This window comes from Arthrobacter sp. Ha26 (assembly GCF_059091705.1).
Genome location: NZ_JBNHGX010000004.1, coordinates 369,624 through 390,380, shown reverse-complemented (window position 1 = coordinate 390,380; position 20,757 = coordinate 369,624). Strand labels below are relative to the sequence as shown.

Annotated in this window: 23 protein-coding genes; 4 read left to right on the top strand and 19 right to left on the bottom strand. The window is 65.8% G+C overall.

The genetic code is table 11. The features are described from left to right. The first annotated feature begins 90 nt into the window (after nt 1–90). Nucleotides 91–477, top strand: a complete 387-nt coding sequence (locus tag AC5RVY_RS12510) for a DUF1844 domain-containing protein (RefSeq protein WP_493955019.1) — start codon at nt 91–93, stop codon at nt 475–477. A gap of 92 nt (nt 478–569) precedes the next feature. Here the strand turns inward: AC5RVY_RS12510 and AC5RVY_RS12505 are convergent, their stop codons facing one another. The 8 genes from AC5RVY_RS12505 to AC5RVY_RS12470 all read right to left on the bottom strand — a co-directional run bounded on the left by AC5RVY_RS12505 (nt 570) and on the right by AC5RVY_RS12470 (nt 6,756). Continuing rightward, nucleotides 570–1,868: an MFS transporter gene (locus AC5RVY_RS12505; protein ID WP_493955018.1), complete on the bottom strand. Its 1,299-nt coding sequence runs from the start codon at nt 1,866–1,868 to the stop codon at nt 570–572. A 54-nt stretch (nt 1,869–1,922) separates the two neighbouring features. Continuing rightward, on the bottom strand, nt 1,923–2,810 hold the full coding sequence (locus tag AC5RVY_RS12500; protein WP_493955017.1) for an SseB family protein: 888 nt from the start codon (nt 2,808–2,810) through the stop codon (nt 1,923–1,925). Nucleotides 2,811–2,828: 18 nt separating this feature from the next. Beyond that, the gene (priA, locus tag AC5RVY_RS12495; protein ID WP_493955016.1) at nt 2,829–3,575 is read right to left on the bottom strand and encodes a bifunctional 1-(5-phosphoribosyl)-5-((5-phosphoribosylamino)methylideneamino)imidazole-4-carboxamide isomerase/phosphoribosylanthranilate isomerase PriA; all 747 of its coding nucleotides are present in this window, start codon (nt 3,573–3,575) and stop codon (nt 2,829–2,831) included. 39 nt (nt 3,576–3,614) lie between these two features. Next, entirely contained in the window at nt 3,615–3,773 is a 159-nt protein-coding gene (locus AC5RVY_RS12490; protein ID WP_493955015.1) for a hypothetical protein, read from the bottom strand. Continuing rightward, a complete protein-coding gene (gene hisH / locus AC5RVY_RS12485; protein WP_493955014.1) occupies nt 3,773–4,534 on the bottom strand; it encodes an imidazole glycerol phosphate synthase subunit HisH in 762 nt (253 codons plus the stop codon). Before hisH ends, AC5RVY_RS12490 begins: the two co-directional genes overlap by 1 nt. Further along, complete coding sequence (gene hisB, locus AC5RVY_RS12480) at nt 4,531–5,151, bottom strand: imidazoleglycerol-phosphate dehydratase HisB (RefSeq protein ID WP_050055651.1); 621 nt, start codon at nt 5,149–5,151, stop codon at nt 4,531–4,533. Before hisB ends, hisH begins: the two co-directional genes overlap by 4 nt. Before the next feature lie 60 nt (nt 5,152–5,211). Continuing rightward, the gene (locus AC5RVY_RS12475) at nt 5,212–6,330 is read right to left on the bottom strand and encodes a histidinol-phosphate transaminase (RefSeq protein ID WP_493955013.1); all 1,119 of its coding nucleotides are present in this window, start codon (nt 6,328–6,330) and stop codon (nt 5,212–5,214) included. A gap of 69 nt (nt 6,331–6,399) precedes the next feature. Then, on the bottom strand, nt 6,400–6,756 hold the full coding sequence (locus tag AC5RVY_RS12470) for a LysM peptidoglycan-binding domain-containing protein (RefSeq protein ID WP_493955012.1): 357 nt from the start codon (nt 6,754–6,756) through the stop codon (nt 6,400–6,402). A gap of 381 nt (nt 6,757–7,137) precedes the next feature. Here AC5RVY_RS12470 and lexA point away from each other — a divergent pair, with 381 nt between their 5' ends. Beyond that, nucleotides 7,138–7,872 carry a transcriptional repressor LexA gene (gene lexA / locus AC5RVY_RS12465; RefSeq protein ID WP_493955011.1) on the top strand — a complete coding sequence of 245 codons (735 nt, stop codon included), beginning with the start codon at nt 7,138–7,140 and terminating at the stop codon, nt 7,870–7,872. 80 nt (nt 7,873–7,952) lie between these two features. Here lexA and AC5RVY_RS12460 read toward each other — a convergent pair whose 3' ends face one another. Both AC5RVY_RS12460 and hflX read right to left on the bottom strand, forming a co-directional pair. Next, nucleotides 7,953–10,010 carry an ATP-dependent DNA helicase gene (locus AC5RVY_RS12460; RefSeq protein WP_493955010.1) on the bottom strand — a complete coding sequence of 686 codons (2,058 nt, stop codon included), beginning with the start codon at nt 10,008–10,010 and terminating at the stop codon, nt 7,953–7,955. Further along, nucleotides 10,003–11,583, bottom strand: coding sequence for a GTPase HflX (hflX, locus tag AC5RVY_RS12455; protein WP_493955009.1), 1,581 nt, complete (start codon nt 11,581–11,583; stop codon nt 10,003–10,005). Before hflX ends, AC5RVY_RS12460 begins: the two co-directional genes overlap by 8 nt. Before the next feature lie 425 nt (nt 11,584–12,008). Here hflX and AC5RVY_RS12450 point away from each other — a divergent pair, with 425 nt between their 5' ends. After that, on the top strand, nt 12,009–12,632 hold the full coding sequence (locus AC5RVY_RS12450) for a class I SAM-dependent methyltransferase (protein ID WP_493955008.1): 624 nt from the start codon (nt 12,009–12,011) through the stop codon (nt 12,630–12,632). On the opposite strand, the gene dapF is transcribed toward AC5RVY_RS12450, so the two are convergent. The 6 genes from dapF to AC5RVY_RS12420 all read right to left on the bottom strand — a co-directional run bounded on the left by dapF (nt 12,604) and on the right by AC5RVY_RS12420 (nt 18,267). Continuing rightward, entirely contained in the window at nt 12,604–13,548 is a 945-nt protein-coding gene (gene dapF / locus AC5RVY_RS12445) for a diaminopimelate epimerase (protein WP_493955007.1), read from the bottom strand. The genes AC5RVY_RS12450 and dapF overlap by 29 nt on opposite strands. 121 nt (nt 13,549–13,669) lie before the next feature. Beyond that, a complete protein-coding gene (gene miaA, locus AC5RVY_RS12440) occupies nt 13,670–14,566 on the bottom strand; it encodes a tRNA (adenosine(37)-N6)-dimethylallyltransferase MiaA (RefSeq protein WP_493955006.1) in 897 nt (298 codons plus the stop codon). A gap of 3 nt (nt 14,567–14,569) precedes the next feature. Next, nucleotides 14,570–16,099 (bottom strand): tRNA (N6-isopentenyl adenosine(37)-C2)-methylthiotransferase MiaB, encoded by a 1,530-nt coding sequence (miaB, locus tag AC5RVY_RS12435; protein WP_493955063.1) that lies wholly within the window; start codon nt 16,097–16,099, stop codon nt 14,570–14,572. A gap of 54 nt (nt 16,100–16,153) precedes the next feature. Then, complete coding sequence (locus AC5RVY_RS12430; RefSeq protein WP_493955005.1) at nt 16,154–16,687, bottom strand: regulatory protein RecX; 534 nt, start codon at nt 16,685–16,687, stop codon at nt 16,154–16,156. A 108-nt stretch (nt 16,688–16,795) separates the two neighbouring features. Next, nucleotides 16,796–17,851, bottom strand: a complete 1,056-nt coding sequence (gene recA, locus AC5RVY_RS12425) for a recombinase RecA (RefSeq protein ID WP_493955004.1) — start codon at nt 17,849–17,851, stop codon at nt 16,796–16,798. Between the two features lie 191 nt (nt 17,852–18,042). Further along, complete coding sequence (locus AC5RVY_RS12420; protein ID WP_493955003.1) at nt 18,043–18,267, bottom strand: DUF3046 domain-containing protein; 225 nt, start codon at nt 18,265–18,267, stop codon at nt 18,043–18,045. A 41-nt stretch (nt 18,268–18,308) separates the two neighbouring features. On the opposite strand from AC5RVY_RS12420, the gene AC5RVY_RS12415 reads away from it, so the two are divergent. Then, a complete protein-coding gene (locus AC5RVY_RS12415) occupies nt 18,309–18,905 on the top strand; it encodes a MarR family winged helix-turn-helix transcriptional regulator (RefSeq protein WP_493955002.1) in 597 nt (198 codons plus the stop codon). A gap of 105 nt (nt 18,906–19,010) precedes the next feature. On the opposite strand, the gene AC5RVY_RS12410 is transcribed toward AC5RVY_RS12415, so the two are convergent. The 3 genes from AC5RVY_RS12410 to pgsA form a co-directional block, all read right to left on the bottom strand. Next, nucleotides 19,011–19,463, bottom strand: coding sequence for a helix-turn-helix domain-containing protein (locus tag AC5RVY_RS12410; protein WP_142044884.1), 453 nt, complete (start codon nt 19,461–19,463; stop codon nt 19,011–19,013). Between the two features lie 151 nt (nt 19,464–19,614). Beyond that, nucleotides 19,615–20,109: a CinA family protein gene (locus tag AC5RVY_RS12405; protein ID WP_493955001.1), complete on the bottom strand. Its 495-nt coding sequence runs from the start codon at nt 20,107–20,109 to the stop codon at nt 19,615–19,617. Continuing rightward, nucleotides 20,106–20,750, bottom strand: coding sequence for a CDP-diacylglycerol--glycerol-3-phosphate 3-phosphatidyltransferase (pgsA, locus tag AC5RVY_RS12400; RefSeq protein WP_493955000.1), 645 nt, complete (start codon nt 20,748–20,750; stop codon nt 20,106–20,108). Before pgsA ends, AC5RVY_RS12405 begins: the two co-directional genes overlap by 4 nt. Nucleotides 20,751–20,757: the final 7 nt, after the last annotated feature.

Here is a 20,757-nt window from a genome sequence, read left to right as displayed (position 1 = left end):
AAAATTCCCGAACAACCCAAGGGTTGCGGGAACCTTGATCGTTTCTTCTGAAATAACGACATCCAGTCGGTCTGTGTCAAGCTTACCAGTATGAGCACCCCAGACAGTAATTCGTACGTTTTCGAGCCTGCGGACGCCGCTTCGGACGTCTCCCAGCAGATCCGCGACATTTCCGAAGTGCCGGCCATCGAGGTCATCACCACCGCAGCCGTCCACCTGATGAGCGCCGCGGCCGTCAAACTCGGCCTGGCGGCGGAAGACAACGCCGAGGAGCTCAAGGACCTCGACGAGGCACGGAAACTGATCACTGCGCTGGCCGGCCTGGTGACCGCGGCAGCCCCCGAAATCGGCTCCCAGCACGCGGGACCGTTGCGTGACGGCCTGCGGTCACTGCAGCTGGCCTTCCGCGAAGAGTCGCTGATCCCCGACGCACCGGGCAAGGGCCCGGGCGAGAAGTACACGGGCGCCGTTAACTGACGCAGCGCGCCACTCGCTGATTCCGACGGCGGGCCTCCTCACCAAGGGAGGCCTGCCGTCGCGCTTTAACTTCCTGCGGAACCGCCCGGTCCCTATGCGCGGACCTTGGCCCGACGGCGGCGCTGGAGGGCCAGCCCCACAAGGCACAGTGCCACGCCCGCGGCACCCACCGCAATAAAGCCTCCGGACGCGCCCACCTGGTCGATGAAAACGCCCGCCAGCGGAGCGCCAAACGCCACTCCCGCAGTAAGGGCGGAGCCATACCAGCCCATTGCCTCGCCCCGCCGCGCCTCCTCCACCAGGTCCGTCACCTTCTCGGATGCCGACGAGAGCACCGGGGCGCACAGCAGCCCCGGCAGGATGGCAACCAGGGCGAGGGTCCACGTGTCGTGGGCGAACCCCATGGGGATGGTCAGGGCGGCCATGCCAAGGAGCAGGACAATGGGCGAAATCGGCCGGTGCATGGCGCCGTAGATGAGCCCGCCCACCACCGAGGCGGCGCACCAGAACAGGAACACGATGCCGATTTCGGCCTGGTGCCCGCCCGTTTCGAGTGCTGCGACTATTCCCACGTCCGTGCCGCTGAGGACCATTCCGGCTCCCGCGGCAACAGCGAAGAGCGCGGCCACGGTGGCGGTGAACCAGGTGAAGTTGCCCGCCACCTTCTCCCTGAGCCCAACGCTGCGGGCGCTGTGGGCAGCAGCGGGTGCCAGGTCCGCCGCGGCTTCCTGCGGGTGGGCTGGCGCGGTGGAGACGACGGCGGCCTCGGCTGCCCGCTGCTGGTCCGCCTCGCAGTTTTCCGAGGTGGTGGCACTGCGGGTGGGCGGGTTGAACCACATCAGGAACAGGCCCGCCAGGGACGTTGAAACTCCCACAATCGTCAGGCCGGCTACGCTGAAACCGCTGGTGGCCACAATGGCTCCGGCGGCAGGACCGATCATAAAGACCACTTCGGTGGTGATTGCATCCAGGGCGAAGGCTGTGCGGCGCTGATCGTCGTCGGCCAGTACCCCCAGGGATTGCCGTACCACGCTGAAGATGGGCAGCGTGAGGAGCCCGCCCACGAAGACCAGTGGCAGGAGCCATTGGTAGGACACGTGCGGCACTACGGACCAGATGACGGTCTCGGACACCACTGAAGGAATCAGGGCCCTGCGCAGGCCCACCGTATCCACCCGTCGTCCGCGCCAGGGGGCACCAAGGGCGATGCCAATGGTCATCACGGCCGCGGCGGTACCTGCCGCGGCGTATCCCTGGTCGAGGGTGAGGACAATGTGCAGGGTCAGCAGCACACCGGCGGCGGAGTGCGGAATACGGGCGATCATGCCCACCAGGAGCAGCCGCCTGATGGGCCGCACGGCGAGCAACTCCCGGTAGAGAGCGAAATTCACGAAAGAATCCTTCGGTCTGCCGCAGCCGGCCGGGGATCCCCCTCCTCGCCGCAGCTAGTGGACAGCGCGCCGGAGTTTTATCTCGATCGAATCGACCCGCTCACCAAACAATACATTCCGGGACCACTCCGCCTGGAGTCCGGCCACCAGGTCCTGTACTGCGGCTGCATCCAGGCCGTCCTCCAGATAAAGGACCGCCTGCATCTCGGGACCGGCGCCTCCGCCGGCGAGGAGGGTTCCGTCAGCAGTACGGGCTGCCACTCCCCTGCCCGGCAGAAGCTCCAGGCCATGCACCGCGGGGAAGCGCGCCGCCGCCTGCCGCATCTGGTGGCCGACGGCGTCATCCGAGTAGGACGGAATCCAGTCTTGCTGCTGGGCCAGTGCCCACAGGGCAGGCCGCCGGACCACAAAGGTCACCGCCGAGCCCGGGTCAAGGACCAGCAGTTCGGCGCCTTCCGCCACGGCAGAAAGGGCTGCGCGGGCGGCGTAGACCGCTACGGGCCGCGCATCCGGGTGCCAGGAGCCGAGCGCTGCGGCGGACGTGAACGCCGGCATGGCCGTCCTGCCGTCGGCGGCTTTCAGGGTCACCAGGGCCATGTCCGCCTGCTTATTGGCGTGCAGGCCGTCCTGGCCTTCGGCTTCTTCAGCGAGCTGGGCAACGATCGGGATGAAGACGCGCGCGGTGGCGAGGGAGGCCACCACGGCGGCCTCGTCCCCGTGACCAGCCTGCAGGGCCGCGACGGCGGCCAGGTATCCGGCGTCGGCCAGTCCGTCGTCGTTGTCGAAGTTGTGGATCCTGGCGTGCTCCCCCGCCAGGCTCCGGCCCGCCCAGGGCTGGCCCGCGGAGTCGGCGGCACCACCGGCGCCTGCCAGTGCTGCTGCGATGTGTCCGGGGAGGTGGCGTTGCGGAGGCGTGCCCGGTCCGGGTTGGGTGCTGGCCACGGTGTTGCGCCTGGCCGGCTAGCGGCGGCCGGCGACGTCGAGGGCCTCGGGCAGGGTGAAGGCACCAGCGTACAGGGCCTTGCCCACAATGGCTCCTTCAACTCCCAGCGGTACCAGGGAGCGCAGGACCTTCAGGTCGTCCAGGCTGGAAATACCTCCCGAAGCCACCACGGGCTTGCCGGTCTTTTCGACCATCTGGCGGAGCAGCTCCACGTTGGGGCCCTGGAGCGTCCCGTCTTTGGTCACATCGGTGACCACGTAACGGGAGCAGCCGGCCTCTTCGAGCCTGCCCAGGACGTCCCAGAGGTCCCCGCCTTCCTTGGTCCAGCCGCGGCCGGCCAGGGTGGTTCCGCGGACATCGAGGCCGACGGCGATCTTGTCGCCGAAGCGTTCGATGGCCCGGCGGGTCCACTCGGGGTTTTCCAGGGCGGCCGTACCAAGGTTGACCCGTGCCACGCCGAGGTCCAGTGCTGCCTCAAGCGTTTCGTCATCCCGGAGGCCGCCGGAAAGTTCCACGTTGATGTCCAGCCTGCCCACCACATCGCGCAGCAGGTCCGCATTGGAGCCACGGCCGAAGGCGGCGTCCAGGTCCACCAGATGGACCCACTCGGCGCCCTGCTGCTGCCAGTTCAGTGCCGCTTCCAGCGGGGTTCCGTAGCTTGTTTCGCTGCCCGCCTCGCCTTGGACCAGCCTGACGGCCTGGCCGTTGACGACGTCGACGGCGGGCAGGAGTTCAAGAACCGGCAGGTCGGTAGCGGTGTTCATCAATATCCTCGAAAGTTGGGGGAACAGGTGGGCAGGGCGCTAGCTGGCGGGCAGCGTCAGCAGATAGGCGGCAAGCAGTGCCATGGCGGCCAGGACGTAGAAGGACACCTGGGTCCAGAGCGGTTTGTGCTGCTGCCGGAAGGAGATGCCGCCGCCGATGAGCAGGCCGGCGAGGCCCATCAGCAGGACAGACCACACTAGGCGTCTCCGCCGGCGGACGTTTCCGGCGTCGGGTTGCCTGCATCGGCGGGCCGGCGGAGTGCCTCCACCCAGTTGCGCAGGAGCTGCGCTCCGGCGTCGCCGGACTTTTCCGGGTGGAACTGGGTTGCGCAGAGCGGACCGTTTTCCACTGCGGCGATGAACGGAGCGCCGTGCTCGGACCAGGTGACCAGCGGCGCGGCCATCCGCGGCTGGACGACGTCGAAGTTCCATTCCTGCACGCCATAGGAGTGGACGAAGTAGAAGCGCTCGTTTTCAACGCCGGCGAACAGCTTGGAACCTTCCGGCACCTTGACCGTGTTCCAGCCCATGTGGGGTACCACCTCCGCGGGAAGGAGTTCCACCTTGCCGGGCCATTCGCCCATGCCTTCAGCCTCGGTGCCGTGTTCCACGCCCGCCTCGAACAGCACCTGGAGCCCTACGCAGATGCCCAGGACGGGGCGTCCACCGGCGACGCGGCGGCCGATGAGGCGGATGCCGTCCACAGCCTTGAGCTCACGCATCACGGTCTCGAACGCGCCGACGCCGGGCACCACCAGGCCGTCCGCGTTCAGTACATCCTCGGGTTTTGAGCTGAGGATTACCTCGGCCCCTGCCCGTTCCAGGGCACGTACAGCGGAACGGACGTTCCCCGAACCGTAGTCGAGCACCGTGACGGTGGGTTTGCCCTCCGGCGACGGCAGCTTCTGCGCAGCCGAGGGATCGATGATGGCGCCGTCCCGAAGGACCTGGCCGCTCACAGCGCGCCCTTGGTGGAGGGGATGCCCTCAACCCGGGGATCGGACTCCACGGCAGCGCGAAGGGCACGTGCGAACGCCTTGAACTGGGCTTCGACGATGTGGTGCGGGTCCCTTCCGGCGATCACATTCATGTGCAGGCAGATCCCGGCGTGGAGGGTGATTGCTTCAAAGACGTGGCGGGTGAGCGAGCCAGTGAAGTGGCCGCCGATCAGGTGGTACTCCTGGCCTGCGGGTTCCCCGCCGTGCACCAGGTACGGGCGGCCGGAAACGTCCACCACGGCGTGCGCCAATGCCTCGTCCAGGGGCACGGTGGCTTCACCGAAGCGGCGGATTCCCGCCTTGTTGCCCAGGGCGGTGCGCAGCACCTCACCGAACGTGATGGCTACATCCTCGACGGTGTGGTGGACGTCGATGTGGGTGTCACCGGTTGCTTTCACCGTCAGGTCGATGAGTGAGTGCTTGCAGAGCGCGGTGAGCATGTGGTCATAGAAGGGCACCGACGTGTCGATGTCCGAGACGCCGGTACCGTCGAGGTTGATTTCCACGAGCACGGAGGACTCGCTGGTGGCACGCTCCATGCGCGCGGTCCTGGCCGCAGTGGATCCGGTGGAACTCATGGTCAAGTGTCCTTTGGGAAGAAGGAGTGGTTCAGGGCGTCCAGCGCCGGTACTTCCAGTCTAGGCGGGAAGCCCGGACTGGCCGGCAAGGATGCTTTCGAGGGATGTGAGGAAAGCTGTGGTTTCGGTCTCAGTGCCGGCAGTGACGCGAAGATAGCCCGGAATTCCAACGTCGCGGATCAGGACCCCTGCGTCGAGCAGCCCCTGCCAGACCTGGTGCGGATTCTCCACCCCGCCGAAGAACACGAAATTTGAGTCTGACGCGGCGGGTTTGAGGCCCATCCTGGTCAACTCGGCCACAATCCTGTCGCGCTGCTTCTTGATGTCCTCAACATCTGCCATCAGCGCCTCGCGGTGCTGGAGCGCTGCCAGGGCAGTTGCCTGCGTAATGGCGGAGAGGTGGTACGGCAGGCGCACCAGGCGCAGGGCGTCGGTGACCTCAGGCGCCGCGGCCAGGTAGCCCAGGCGCGCGCCTGCCAGGGCAAAAGCCTTGCTCATGGTCCGCGAGACAATCAGCCGTTCGCGGCCTGGCAGCAGGGTCAGTGCGCTGGGCGTTCCGTCGTGCGCGAACTCGTGATAGGCCTCATCAACAATGATGATCGCCTGGCTGGCTTCTCCGGCTTCATAGACAGCTTCCACAACGTCGAGCCCGAGAGCTGTTCCTGTGGGGTTGTTCGGCGAGCAGAGGAAAACGATGTTGGGCTGCAGTTCTTTGACCTGCAGCGCGGCAGACTCTGCACTGAGGCCGTACCCCTCGGCGCGTTCGCCCACAAGGTATTCGGTGTCCGTACCGCTGGCCAGCAGCGGGTACATCGAGTACGTGGGCGGGAAGCCGAGCGCCGTGCGGCCCGGGCCGCCGAAAGCCTGCAGAATCTGCTGGAGCACTTCGTTGGAGCCGTTGGCCGCCCAGACATTGGAGGGTCCGAGTCCATGTCCCATGTATTCGGCCAGGGCCTTCCGCAAGTCGGTGAACTCACGGTCGGGGTACCGGTTCAGTCCGGCGGCGGCCTCTGTCACTGCCGCACTGATGGCGGCCCGGACGCCCTCGGGCACACCATGGGTGTTCTCGTTGACGTTGAGGAGGATGGGAACATCCAGCTGTGGTGCACCGTACGGGGTAAGCCCACGAAGGTTGTTGCGGAGGGGAAGCCGGTTCAGGCGCTCTAGCTGGTGATTCACCTGAACAGTTTAGTGCCCCTTTCGGGGACCGGAAAATGTGACGGTGCCCTGTTCGCAATCGGCGTGCAGTTACCGCGTGGGCACATAAAGCTGCTGCCCGGGGTGGACCGCGCCGGCACTGAGGTTGTTCAGCTGCACGATGTCTGCCACGACGTCACGCGCGTCCCGCTCCGGGTCTACGGTTCCGGCGATGGCCCACAGCGACTGGCCCGGCTGCACAGTGACCGTGACAGTGGGGGTTACAGAGAGGTCCGCCGCTGTGTCTGACGCCTTTGCAGGCGAGTTGAAGAAGCCGGCCAGGGAGAGCAGCAAGGCCGCCAGCAGGACCAGCGGGAAGCCGATCAGGACAATCTTCCCGCGGCGGGTCAGGCGAAGCGGCGGCAGGGGCGGCGTACGCCGCGCCTGCCGGAGTCGCGGCTGCGACATGAGTTGATCCATCGAAAGAAGCTGTGGGCGCGAACCCTCTGAAGCAGATGTAGCTGACATGAACTGAGCCCTCCTGGACTGACCGTGCTGCCCGATGTCTTCCCCGGCGCCCGCCCTGATCCCCGCGGACCTGGTCCGGGTTTTCGAACGGTTCGAAACCGAATAGAACACATGTTCGAACTTTGCTTTCTCTGTTTTAGCACCTATCAACGAATAATGTCGAGACTCGCTAGAACAAATGTTTGAAAATGCAATGCGGCTGGCCTAGCTTTGAAGACAAGAACAACCACCTCTGAAGTTGATCAGCAGGGTCTGACAATTACGGCGGCACCTCCAGGTCCGGGCCGAAAAGCCGGGCAAACCCGAAAGGCATTGGCGAATATGGCAGCAGCAGCCGCCGGGGGCAGGGCAACCTCCCAACCGAAGAAGAGCGCCAAGGGCCTGACGCCGCGGCAGAAGAAAATCCTCGAAACCATCCAGCGCTCGGTCAACGACAACGGCTATCCGCCGTCAATGCGCGAAATCGGCGACACCGTGGGCCTGGCGAGCCTGTCCAGCGTCACTCACCAGCTGTCGCAGCTGGAAAAGCTCGGTTATCTTCGCCGGGACCCGAAACGGCCGCGCGCCATGGAGGTGCTGATGCCCCTCACGCTGGACGGTGGCTCATCCAAGCCTCCAGCTGAGCCCTCTGCCCTTCTGCAGGGCAGCGGCGGCACGGTAACCGAACTCCCCACCGCCATGGACACGGCCATGGTTCCCCTCGTGGGCCGCATCGCTGCCGGCGGTCCCATCCTGGCCGATCAAGTGGTGGAGGATGTCCTGGCGCTCCCCCGGCAGCTGGTGGGCCAAGGGGAACTGTTTATGCTCAAGGTTGCCGGTGATTCCATGGTGGATGCAGCGATCTGCGACGGCGACTGGGTGGTGGTACGCCGCCAGGCGGATGCCGCGAACGGCGATATCGTCGCGGCATTGCTGGATGATGAAGCCACGGTAAAGACCTTCCGGCAGCGTGACGGCCACACGTGGCTGCTGCCGCAGAACACCCAATACGAACCCATTTTGGGTGACCATGCCACCATCATGGGCAAGGTTGTCTCGGTGCTCCGCTCTCTTTAGGCAACGGAATGTAGATTACGCAGGTGACGCCCCGGCGGCGCCAGGGCGTCACCGGCAGCGCCAGGGCGTCACCGGGAGCATCAGGAGTTCTCCTGCGCCAGCCGCTCGAGCGCCGCAATGGCCGTCTTCCGGTCCGTCGTGGGCCAGAAGGGCGGGAGCGCGCCACGGAGGAACCCTGCATACCGTTCGGTGGCCAGCCTGGAGTCCAGTACCGCCACCACGCCCTTGTCGCCGGTGGAACGGATCAGCCGTCCTGCCCCCTGGGCCAGCCGGATGGCGGCGTGGGTGGCCGAAACGGACATAAAGCCGTTGCCGCCGGCCTGCGCCACGGCACGTGACCGGGCCGTCATCAGTGGATCGTCCGGCCGCGGGAACGGAATCCGGTCAATGACCACAAGCCGGCAGGATCCACCAGGAACATCCACGCCCTGCCACAGGGACATGGTGCCGAAGAGGCAGGTATCGGGTTCGTCCGCGAACTGCTTCACCAGGGCCGTCATGGTGGAATCGCCCTGGCAGAGAATAGTCGTGCCGAGCTTTGGCCTCAACGCATCGGCTGCCTCCTCCGCCGCGCGCCGTGACGAAAACAGGCAGAGGGCACCACCGTTGGAAGCCCGGATGAGCGCCTCCAGTTCAGCCAGGGCTTCGGGCGACACACCCCGGCCGGGCTTGGGCAGGTGGCCCGCCACATAGAGGATGCCCTGCCGTGGATAGTCAAAGGGCGACCCCACATCGACGCCGGTCCAGCTGGGCGCGCCCTCCCCAACCAGGCCCAGTCCGCCCGCGGCCGGTTCGAAAGCGGAACCGATGGCCAGGGTCGCCGAGGTCAGCACCACAGTATGGTCGGCGAACAGTCCCTCACGGAGCCGGCCGGCTACGGACAGCGGGGCAACGTTGATGAGCGCGGGCGCGGTCTCGTCCGGCTGGGAGTATCCCTGCTGGGGATCAAAGGAGCTGGCGCGCGAGAACCACACCACTTCCCTGTTCTCCCGGGCAGCCAGGAGCCGTTCGCACAGCTCCAGGATGACCATCAGCCGGGAGCGGGCGAGCTGCCGCCCGCCGTCGGCCGTTGTGCTGCTGTCCCCCTTGGAGTCGGACAAGGCGGCGCGGCAGGCTTCGCGCAGCTGGTCCACGCAGTCCAGCTGCTCATCGTTCAGGCCGTTCGGCAGCAGCCCGTTGGGGACTCCGGCCAGCGCAACTTCCAGGTTGGCGGCGGCGGCGTTGAGCGCATCCACGGTGATGGCCGTGTGCTTGCGCGCACCGGCTGCGGCGGCATGGACCATGGCCAGCGAGAGTTGGCCGGATACGGCGCCAGTCACCCTGTCCTGGAGCTCATGCGCCTCATCAACCACCACGACGTCGTACTCGGGCAGCACGGCCAGGCCCTCAAAAGCGCTGACGGCAAGCATGGCGTGGTTGGTAACCACAACATCAGCGTCTGCAGCATTCTGGCGCGCCAGCTCACTGAAGCATTCTGCCGCCATGGGGCACTTCTGCGCCCCCAGGCATTCCATTGACGTGACGGAGACCTGCCGCCAGGCGCGGTCCGTGACACCGGGCAGAAGCTCATCCCGGTCACCGGTGGTGGTTTTCTCCGCCCACTCGCGCAGGCGGACTACTTCCTTGCCGAGCTGGGAGGCGGGACCGCCTACGGCCGCCGCGAAGTGGGGCACGCTGGTGTCCTCGCCCAGGGAAAACAGCTGGCCCTCGGCGGGTTCCTCGGAGGGAAATCCCCCTTCGAGTTTATGCAGGCACACGTAGTTGGAGCGGCCCTTGACCAGTGCCACCTTGACGGGACGGTCCAGGGCTGGAGTGATGGTTTTCAGGAGCCGGGGAAGGTCCCTGCCCACGATCTGGGTCTGCAGGGCAAGCGTTGCCGTGGACACCAGGGCCGGCTTGTTGCTCTCCAGCGCATGGGCTATGAGGGGTATGAGGTACGCCAGCGACTTTCCGGTACCCGTGCCCGCCTGGACGAGCAGGTGGTCCCCGGTTTCGAGTGCCCGCGCCACCTGCCTGGCCATCTCGTGCTGGCCGCTCCTGCTCTGTCCGCCCATGCCCGCAACGGCCCGGTCGAGCAGTTCGATAACGAACTGCTCGCCGGCCGTTCCTGTGGCTTCGCCAGCCACGAGGTCAGTCATGGGTGACGAATGATTCCAGTTCAGCCGCGAGGCCTTCCCGGACTTTGACTACTGCCCGGGTACCGGCTTCATCATGGTCAACGCTGATAATCTCAGCGTCCGATTCGTGCAGCTTGCTGACCAGGTCCCCGCGGTCGTAGGGAATGAGGAGGTCAAGCTTGACGGACGGACGCGGGATGGCCTCGCTGACGGCCTGCAGCAGCTGCGGAATTCCTTCCCCCGTGCGGGCTGAAACCACTACATGCCGCGGTTCCCGCTGCTTCAGCCGCTCCACCACAAAGGGATCCGCGGCGTCGGCTTTGTTCAGGACGATGATCTCCGGCACTTTGCGGGCGTCCACTTCGCTGAAGACCTTGCGGACGGCAGCAATCTGGCCCTCGGGATCCGGGTGCGAAACGTCCACGACGTGAAGGATCAGGTCCGAGTCCGCCACTTCCTCCAGGGTGGAACGGAAAGCCTCTACCAGCTGGGTGGGCAAAGAACGGACAAAACCCACAGTGTCCGCCAGGGTGTAGCCCAGGCCGTCCGCTGTTTCAGCTTTGCGGACCGTGGGGTCCAGCGTGGCGAACAAGGCATTCTCCACCAGCACGCCTGCATCCGTCAGCCGGTTCAGCAGCGAGGATTTGCCGGCGTTGGTGTACCCGGCGATTGCCACGGAGGGCACCTCATTACGACGGCGGTTGGCGCGTTTGGTCTCGCGGGCAGGCTTCATCGCGGCGATTTCCCGCCGCAGCTTGGCCATGCGGGTGCGGATCCTCCGGCGGTCCAGTTCGATCTTTGTTTCACCGGGACCACGCGAACCCATACCCGCCGCGGCACCGCCCACCTGTCCACCGGCCTGGCGGGACATCGACTCGCCCCAGCCGCGCAGACGCGGCAGCAGGTACTCGAGCTGCGCCAGCTCAACCTGGGCCTTGCCTTCCCGGCTCTTGGCATGCTGGGCAAAGATGTCCAGGATCAGGGCCGTGCGGTCGATCACCTTCACCTTGACGATGTCCTCAAGGCCACGCCGCTGCGACGGGGCCAGTTCGGCATCCACCACCACGGTGTCGGCGCCGGTGGACATCACGATGTCCTTCAGCTCCAGGGCCTTGCCGGAGCCAAGGAACGTTCCCGGGTCCGGCTTGTCGCGGCGCTGCACCAAACCGTCAAGGACCTCGGAGCCTGCGGTTTCGGCGAGGGCGGCGAGCTCGCGCAGCGAGTTTTCCGCGTCCGCGAGGGTTCCTTCGGACCACAGTCCTGCCAGGACCACCCGTTCCAGGCGCAGCTGCCGGTATTCGACTTCGGTGACGTCTTCGAGTTCTGTGGACAGCCCTGCCGTGCGGCGCAGGGCACGGCGTTCCTCGAGATCCTGCTGGTCGCCGTCGTATGTTGTGTGTTCTTCATCCAGGCGGGAGATGGCCTGGGCTTTGCCCAGTACCGCTTTTCCGTCGCCGCGCTGCGTTGCATCTGGCGTGCTGACGGCTTTGGCCGGTACGTCCTTGGAGAGAATCCGGTCGATCACGGCCTGGATTTCCTCAGGACTCATGTCCTGGGAGGCTGAATCGGATCCGGTGTTGGGCTGGCTGGTCATGGTCTCCTTTGAAGGTTCGGCAGTTCCAGAATAGTGCCGATTGGTGGTGATTGGGGAAGTATTCGCGCTGGGCTGACGGCCTGCGGTCATGCAGTTCTCCTGGTTTCTCGCGCCGGGCAGCGATGTGTCCGGGGGTAGCAGCCACCTCGAGGGGTGGGAAAGCGGAAGGCGCCGGAGAATCGGCGAAAGAAGCAGCAGGAGCTGACTTTCGAGTATTGTCCGGCGGCCGGAGCCAGCGCAGGGGCGCGGTCCGGTGCACATGTGCGGAAGGCCTAAGAAAGCCTGCGTCGCTGTGGGACATTTTCTTCGGGACGGGCGGGGCCCGTGCCGGCTACTCGAAGATCAGGAACATGGGTTCAACCCTAACAGACCGCTCCCCGGCGCAGTTTCCCATTACGCTGCAAGGGGAACTACTCTGGCCAGTTATGGAGTCCGCACACTATTTCAGTTCATCACCTGCCGGCCCGTTCACCCGCAAGCCGCTCACGGTTGAACTGGCGGGGGAAACACGCCGGCTGCAGACTTCAACCGGAATCTTCAGCCCCGACGGCATCGACAAGGGAACGGCGGTGCTCCTCGCCGAAGTCCCCGCTCCTTCACCTACCGGCAACCTGCTGGATATCGGCTGCGGCTGGGGTCCGATCGCGCTGACGATGGCCCTGCGGGCACCGCACTCGACGGTCTACGCGGTGGACGTCAACGAACGCTGCATCACGTTAACCAACGAGAACGCGGCAGCACTGGGATTGTCCAACGTGGTGGCCAGCACGCCAGATGCCGTAGAACCGGAAGTGCGTTTCGACACCATCTGGTCCAATCCGCCCATCCGGATCGGCAAGGACGAACTGCATTCCCTGCTGAAGCTGTGGCTGCCCCGGCTGGCACCGGGTGGAACGGCCTGGCTTGTGGTGCAAAAGAACCTGGGCTCGGACTCGCTGCAGCGCTGGCTGGCGGCAGAATTGGACGATTCCTTTGCCGTGACCCGCGAGTCGACGTCCAAGTCGTTTCGGATCCTGAAAGTCAGGAAAGCGTCCCGCTTGCCACAATAACGGCGGGCCCGCTGAGTTCCACGTGCTCATGCCCGCCGGGGCCGGCGAAAAATTTCACGCCCACCACGCCGCCGGGGACATGGACCTGCCAAGCGTCCGGCGCTTCCGCTCCGGCCCAGTGGCGGATGGCCACGGCTGCGGCGCACGCGCCCGTACCGCAGGACTGGGTCTCCCCCACACCGCGTTCGTGGACGCGCATGGTGACGGAGCCGACGCCGTGGTGCACCAGCGGCTCGGACGGAACCACAAACTCCACGTTGGTGCCGTTGGCGGGCACAGGGTCCACCACCGGCGCCGTGTACAGCCGGGTCGCTGCAAGTTCCGAGAGTTCGGCAAGGGCAACCACCGTGTGGGGATTGCCCATGCTGACGGACAGGGCGGGCCGGGGAACTTCCAGCCCGTCCGCGGACACCAGCGAGTCCATGGCCTTGGCGGTGGCCTCGCCGGGGAAGATGAATTCCCATGGGCCCATGTCCACCGCGTAATCCTCGCCCGTCCTGACAACCGTTTTGGCGCCGGCGCGGGTGCCGATGGTGAGGGCTCCGCCGTCGGGCAGGTCCACCAGGCCCTCCGCGCGGAGGAAGTGCACAAAGACGCGGACGCCGTTACCGCACATTTCGGACAGTGATCCATCACCGTTGCGGTAATCCATGAACCACTCGGCTTCGGGCGTCGCCACGAGCAGTTCGCGGCCCTCCGGCAGGAAGCGGGAGGGAACGGCGCGGATGAGCCCGTCGCCGCCGATCCCGCGGTGCCGGTCGCACAGGGCGGCCACCTGCTCAGGGGCTATCGTGTGGCGGTCATCAGGATCGGCCACCAGGACAAAGTCATTGCCGGTGCCGTGCCCCTTGGAGAAACGAAGCCCGCCCAGCGTCTGGAAGGCGTGCGTTGTGGTCTCGGCAAGGGTTGCATTCATGGTGTCAAGGGTACCGGCCGGGCGGGGCAGGCTTGAAACCGGAGCGAATATGCGGAGCCGCGGACTTGGGGCGGGTGGACGTCCACCGAGGTGGACAAAAGTCCGTGGTCACTGGCGGCTCTTAACGGCAGATTGCGGCGGCGCGCGCGGCCAGGTTCGGGTCCTGCCAATCCAGCCAGTTGATGCGGGGGTCGGCCCGGAACCAGGTGAGCTGGCGCCGGGCAAACTGCCGGGTGGCCACGATGGTTTCTTCCGCGGCCTCCGCGACCGTTGCTTCGCCGTCGAGCACCCGGAGGAACTGTGCGTACCCCAGGGCGCGGGGCGCTGTTTTGCCCTGCCGCAGGCCGTGGGCTTCGAGCCGCTCCACCTCATCGAGCAGGCCCGCCCCCACCATCCTGTGCACGCGCAAGGCCAGCCGCTCGCGGAGCTGGTCACGGTCCACGCTGAGGCCCACCTGCACTGCAGGCTGGAAGTACTCCCGCTGGGGCATAAAGGAACTGAACGGGCGGCCGGTGAGCTGATGGACTTCCAGCGCACGGATGATGCGCCTGTCGTCGGCGAGCCGGCCGGCGGAGACCGGATCCACGGCCTGGAGCCGAGCCAGCAGCGCAGCGGAACCCTGGGCTGCCAGCTCATCCTCAAGCTGCTGCCGAACGGCAGGGTCTGTCCCGGGAAACTCCAGGACGTCCAGCGCGGCCCGCACGTACAGTCCGGAGCCGCCGGCCAGGATGGCCCGTTTGCCGCGGGAATGGATGTCCGTGATGGCGGCCCGCGCCTGCTCCTGGAACGTGGAGACGCTGGCCTCCTGGGTCACGTCCAGAACGTCCAGCAGTTGGTGCGGCACCCCCCTGCGTTCGGCCAGGGTGATTTTCGCCGTGCCGATGTCCATGCCGCGGTAGAACTGCAGGGCATCGGCATTGATCACTTCGCCGTCCAGTTCCAGGGCGAGGTTGACGGCAAGGTCCGACTTGCCGGAGCCGGTGGGGCCGACGACGGCGATGACAGGCGGAGAGCCCACCGGTCAGCGGGTGCGCACAGGCAGCGAGGGCATCCCGAGGGAGACTCCGGACCGGCCGTTGCCGGCGCCGGGAACGGGAGCGGGAACGCCGCAGGAGTCCGCCTGCGACCTGTCCCAGGCGTCACCGGCGCGGGAACGGCGCAGGCTGTAGTCCTCCAGGGTTGGATCGGCGACGAGATGGAAAGCTGCGGCCTCCGTAATGGTGACCGTGACAAGGTCACCAGGGCGCGGCGCCTGCGCTCCCTCGGGTACCGAGAAGTGCACCAGCCGCTGGTCCTGCGACCGGCCGGACAGCCGGTGGGTTTCGCCGGCCTTGCGGCCGGACTGAGCGGTGACCATCACCTCCACCCTGCGGCCGAGCTGCTTCCGGTTCTCCTCCGCGGCAATGCGGTCCTGAAGGGCGGTGAGCCGCTCAAAGCGTTCCTGCACCACAGCTTTGGGCAACTGGTCCGGCAAGTCTGCAGCAGGGGTTCCCGGGCGCTTGGAGTACTGGAAGGTAAAAGCTGTGGCGAAGCGGGACCTTTCCACCACGTCCAGGGTGGCCTGGAAGTCTTCTTCGGTTTCCCCGGGAAAGCCGACGATGATGTCGGTGGAGATGGCGGCGTGCGGAATCTTTTCCCGGACCTTGTCCAGGATGCCGAGGAACTTGGTGGAACGGTAGGAGCGCCGCATGTCGCGGAGGACTTTGTCCGAGCCGGATTGCAACGGCATGTGCAGCTGTGGCATCACGTTTGGGGTCTCAGCCATGGCGTCGATGACATCATCCGTGAAGGCGGCCGGGTGCGGGCTGGTGAAGCGCACCCGCTCCAGCCCCTCGATCCCGCCGCAGGCACGCAGGAGTTTGGAGAAGGCCAGCCGGTCCCCGAACTCCACGCCATAGGAGTTCACGTTCTGGCCGAGAAGGGTGACTTCGATGGCGCCGTCATCCACGAGGGCCTGGATCTCCGCGAGGATGTCTCCCGGGCGGCGGTCCTTCTCCTTGCCGCGCAGGGACGGAACGATGCAGAACGTGCAGGTGTTGTTGCAGCCGACCGAAATGGAAACCCAGCCTGAGTACACGGAGTCCCGCTTCGTGGGAAGCGTGGACGGGAAAACGTCCAGGGATTCCAGGATTTCCAGCTGGGCTTCATGGTTGTGCCGGGCCCGTTCCAGCAGGGCGGGCAGGGCGCCAACGTTATGGGTGCCGAAGACGGCGTCCACCCAGGGTGCCTTCTTCAGGATGGTTTCGCGGTCCTTCTGTGCCAGGCAGCCGCCCACGGCGATCTGCATTCCCGGGTTGGCTGCCTTCACCGGAGCGAGGATGCCGAGGTTGCCGTAGAGCTTGTTGTCGGCGTTTTCCCGGACGGCGCAGGTATTGAAGACCACCACGTCAGCCTGCGCGCCGTCCGCCGGCACGTACCCGGCGTTCTCCAGCATTCCCGCCATGCGTTCCGAATCATGCACGTTCATTTGGCAGCCGAAGGTGCGGACCTCGTAGGTTCGGGGCTTCTGGCTGCCGGCTTCCGCAGCGGCGGCGGCCCGGGCAGCACCCAGGTCCGAGGTGGCGTCGGGGCCGGAACGAGGGGAAGGAATGGTCAAACTCACCTGTTAAGGGTACCGGGTCAAAGGCCCGTCATGGTCTGGAGCCGCATGGGCGTCCAGGACCTCACTGACGATGCGGAAGGCCTGGGACGGCTGGTAGCCCTTCCGCGCCAGCATGGACGCCAGCCGGCGCGTGGCTTTGTCCCGCTCCGCCCGGTCTGCCAGGTCGGCGCCGGGCCGCAGCTTCCGCTCCACCAGGCTCCTCGCCGCGGCCTCCTCATCAGCTTCGGAGATCTGTTCCAGGGCTGCCGCAGCAGTTTCCTGCGCGACGCCCTTTTCGGCGAGTTCCCGCCCGAGCGCGCCCTTGGCCAGCTTGCGGGACTGGGAACGGCTTCGTACCCACATGTCCGCGAAATCTGCGTCGTCAATGAGCCGCGCTTCCTCGAACTTGTCCAGCACCGCTTCGGCAACGTGCTCCGGGATGTTCCGCTCGGCAAGTTTCCGGGCCAGCTGAAGCCGGCTTTTGGCTGAGGTGGTCAGCTGCCGGTAGACAATAGCCTGGGCCACCGAAACAGGATCCGGCTCGGGATCCTCCGACATTGGAGAGTCCGGATCCGGGCCATCCGGGAAGGCATCTGGGGAAAAAGCAGCGCGCCGCCCGCCGGTCCGGGACCGGCGGGGACGCGCACTGTCAGGATGGTTCAACGCTTAGAACCCGTCGACGGCCTTCAGCTTCGGGGCGTCCTTCGACTCGGCCTCTGCCGGCTTCACACCCACGCCGAGCTTTTCCTTGATCAGGCGCTCCAGCTCGGCAGCCAGCTCCGGGTTGTCCCGGAGGAACCGGCGCGAGTTTTCCATGCCCTGGCCCAGCTGGTCGCCATCGTACGTGAACCAGGAGCCGGACTTCTTGATGATGCCGTGCTCAACGCCCATGTCGATGATGCCGCCCTCGCGGGAGATGCCTTGGCCGTAGATGATGTCGAACTCGGCCACCTTGAAGGGCGGGGCCATTTTGTTCTTGACGATCTTGGCTTTGGTCCGGTTACCGACCGAATCCGCGCCCTCCTTGAGGGTCTGGATGCGGCGCACGTCGATGCGGATGGAGGCGTAGAACTTCAGGGCCTTACCACCGGTGGTGGTTTCGGGGGAGCCGAAAAAGACGCCGATCTTTTCACGGAGCTGGTTGATGAAGATCGCCGTGGTTTTGGTCTGGCTAAGCCGCCCGGTGATTTTACGCAGGGCCTGGCTCATCAGGCGGGCCTGCAGACCGACGTGGCTGTCTCCCATGTCGCCCTCGATTTCGGCGCGGGGCACCAGGGCGGCCACGGAGTCGATGACGATGACGTCGAGGGAGCCTGACCCGACCAGCATGTCCATGATCTCCAGGGCCTGCTCGCCGGTATCCGGCTGGGAGACCAGGAGGGCGTCCGTGTCCACACCGAGCTTGGCGGCATACTCCGGGTCCAGGGCGTGCTCGGCGTCGATGAAGGCGGCGATGCCGCCCTGGCGCTGGGCGTTGGCCACGGCATGCAGTGCAACGGTGGTTTTACCGGAGGATTCCGGACCGTAGATCTCAACGACGCGGCCGCGGGGAAGGCCGCCGATTCCCAGTGCCACGTCCAGGGCAATGGAGCCGGTGGGGATGACCTCGATGGGTGCCCGGACTTCGTCGCCGAGCCGCATGACCGAGCCTTTACCGAACTGCTTGTCGATCTGGGCCAGCGCTGCTTCGAGCGCTTTTGCACGATCCGGGGCTGCCGCCATGGTTCACACCTCTAATGCTTTCTCGCTTTGGAGTGGCCTCAGCGGCCGTTTATTGGTCATCTCTGACGCTAATGGGACCCACTGACATTCCGGCCGGAGGACGGCGGCTATGTGGATAACCCGCTATGAAAAGCATAGCTTTACCCGAACAGGTATTCGAACAGCGGCCCGGCGTGTCAGCAGGATTCCCGTTATTCGGCGCGGGGCTTGATGTCCCGGCCAAGCCGGCGCTCGGCGGGAACGTCCTGGACATCACAGACCGCCAGCCACACCTTGCGCGGCTCCACGCCGGCGGCCAGCGCCTGGTCCGCGGTGCAGCCGCCTACCCCGGCAAGAACAAGGGTCCTGCTGAGGACCCGCGAGTAGCCGGCGCCGAATTCGTCGTCCATAAGCCGCCAATAGTCACTGATTCGCACGTGAAGAGTCTCTCACGGTCCCGCGCCCTAGAATTGTTGCCATGAGCAACTCCCCTGCCGCCCCGACCCCCCACGGCCGCGACGACGATGTGGTGGACGCGGCACTGCAGAACGTGGAACACCAGATCAGCCTTTTCTGGCGGCGGGCACGTGCCGTTTCCAACCAACTCTCCCGCCAGGTCCACCCGGACATGGAGCCCGCCGCCTACGGCCTGCTGACGGTCATCCGGCGGGAAGGCCCCATCCGGCTCACCGACCTGGCGATGAACATCGGTGTGGGCAAGCCGTCGGTCAGCCGCCAGATTGCGTTCCTCGAAAGCATCGGACTGGTATCCAAGGAGGCCGATCCCCTGGACGGTCGTGCCCAGGCCATCAGGCTCACCCCCAAAGGTGAAGAAAAGATGCACCAGGTCCAGGACGCCCGCCGCCAGGTCTTTCGGGAACGGCTGGGTGAATGGCCGGTGGAGGACCTCCAGGAACTGGCCAGGTTCATGGGCAAACTGAACGCGACGTACGAGCGTGACGGTTTCCCGCAGGATGGGCCCCCGGACCCTGCTGCCCGGCAAGAAACCCCCCTGGCCCGGGAAGCACCTGCCCAAGAAATGCAGGCGAGCCTCAACGGGACGCAGGACGAGTAGGGTGCCCCCGCTCCGGGCAGCCGGGAACAATGCCGGTTAACAAGAAAGCCCCCGGCGCTGCCGGGGGCTTCACTTGCAGGATTGCACCTTCCGGTGGATCAATCCTTACCGGGCGCCGGAGAGAAGGCCCGTTGAAAGTTCATCGTTGAGTTCGTTATTAAGGTCGCGATCAAGGTCGCGTCCGTAACGCTGGGAGAATTCCTGCGGTACGGTGTCCGGAACGGCCACGCCTTCGGCTACTGCCACGCGGTCGCTGACCTCGCGGAGCATGCTGGACAACGGAACGTCCAGGGCCGAGCAGATTGAGGAAAGCAGCTCAGAGGATGCTTCCTTCTGACCGCGCTCCACCTCGCTGAGGTAACCCAGGGAGACACGGGCGCTGTGCGAGACTTCACGGAGCGTACGCCCCTGACGCTGGCGAACATCGCGCAGGACATCACCAATTTCGTGACGAAGTACTACCATCTTGCGCTCCTTCTGTTCGCTCTTAGCCTGATCGGCGAGGCCCACATCCTTCCAGCGGACAACGCCGTTTACGGATACGGGCTGCTTTACCATCTGTATCGCCTTGCTCCTCGTTAGGTCCGGTCCGCCGTCAAGCGAACCATCGGTGTTTTTATCCTAGGCGCCTCCGCTCTCCGGAAGCGACACAATGTAATAACTAATCGGTACCGGCTTTTGTTCCCGCCAACTTTACAGTCCGGTAACTTCAGGAGGCCAGGGCTTCGATCAGCCGTTCCAGGGCTGCCGCGCAGGCCTGCCCGCGGATCTCCGCCCGGTTACCCGAGAACACATATTCATGGCCGGCTGTTCCCTCTGCCGTTGCGATGCCGATGTACACCGTTCCCACCGGTTTCCCGTCATGGGCTTCCGGCCCGGCAACTCCCGTTGTGGCCACGCCTATATCGGCGCCGAGGGCGGTGCGCACGCCGGCAGCCATGGCGGCGGCAACGTCACTGTCGACGGATCCGGCGCGGTCCAGGAGTTCCGTGGAAACCTTCAGCACGTCCGCCTTGACCGAGTTCTGGTAGGCCACCACGCCGCCCTGCAGCATTCCGGATGCTCCGGGGGTGTCTGCGAGGACCGCGGACACCATGCCGGCCGTCAACGATTCCGCTGTCGCAACGGTGCGCTTAAGCTCCATTGCTTGCCGCACTGCCTGCTCAGCGAGATGGTGAAGCGAGAGATGCTGCTGATTCGTCATTGCCGTTCCTGCCCGCTGTTGGTGGTTCCCTGGGCTTTCCCCCTGGCGCGGAGGCGCAGTGCCTCGACTACATACTCGACGCCGGTCCAGACCGTGATGGCCACGGCCACCATCATGACGGCGAACGCCACCCAGATGAGCCACGGCGCAAAGGCCCCCAGCGGGAGGAGGTAGAGGAAGATGGCCGCTGTCTGGACCACTGTTTTGAGCTTGCCGCCGCGCGAGGCGGGAATGACGCCGTAGCGGATGACGAAGAAGCGCAGGGCAGTGATGCCCCATTCGCGCACCAGGATCACCAGGGTTGCCCACCAGGGCAGTTCGCCGAGGACGGACAGCATCACCAGCGCAGAACCGATGAGCAGTTTGTCCGCGATGGGGTCGGCGATCTTGCCGAAGTCCGTGACGAGGTTCCGGCTCCTGGCGATGTCACCGTCGAGCTTGTCCGTGTAAATCGCGACCGCGAACGCGGCGGCCGCGGCCCAGCGCCAGGGCCCGGACTCACTGTGGAGGCCGGGCGCGTCCGCGATCAGGAACCAGACGAAGAACGGCACCAGCGCGATGCGGAGCATGGTCAGGATATTGGGAAGGTTCCAGACCCCGGCACGGCCCGGGCCGGCGGCGGTTGCATCGGTGCTAGTCACTTTTCTA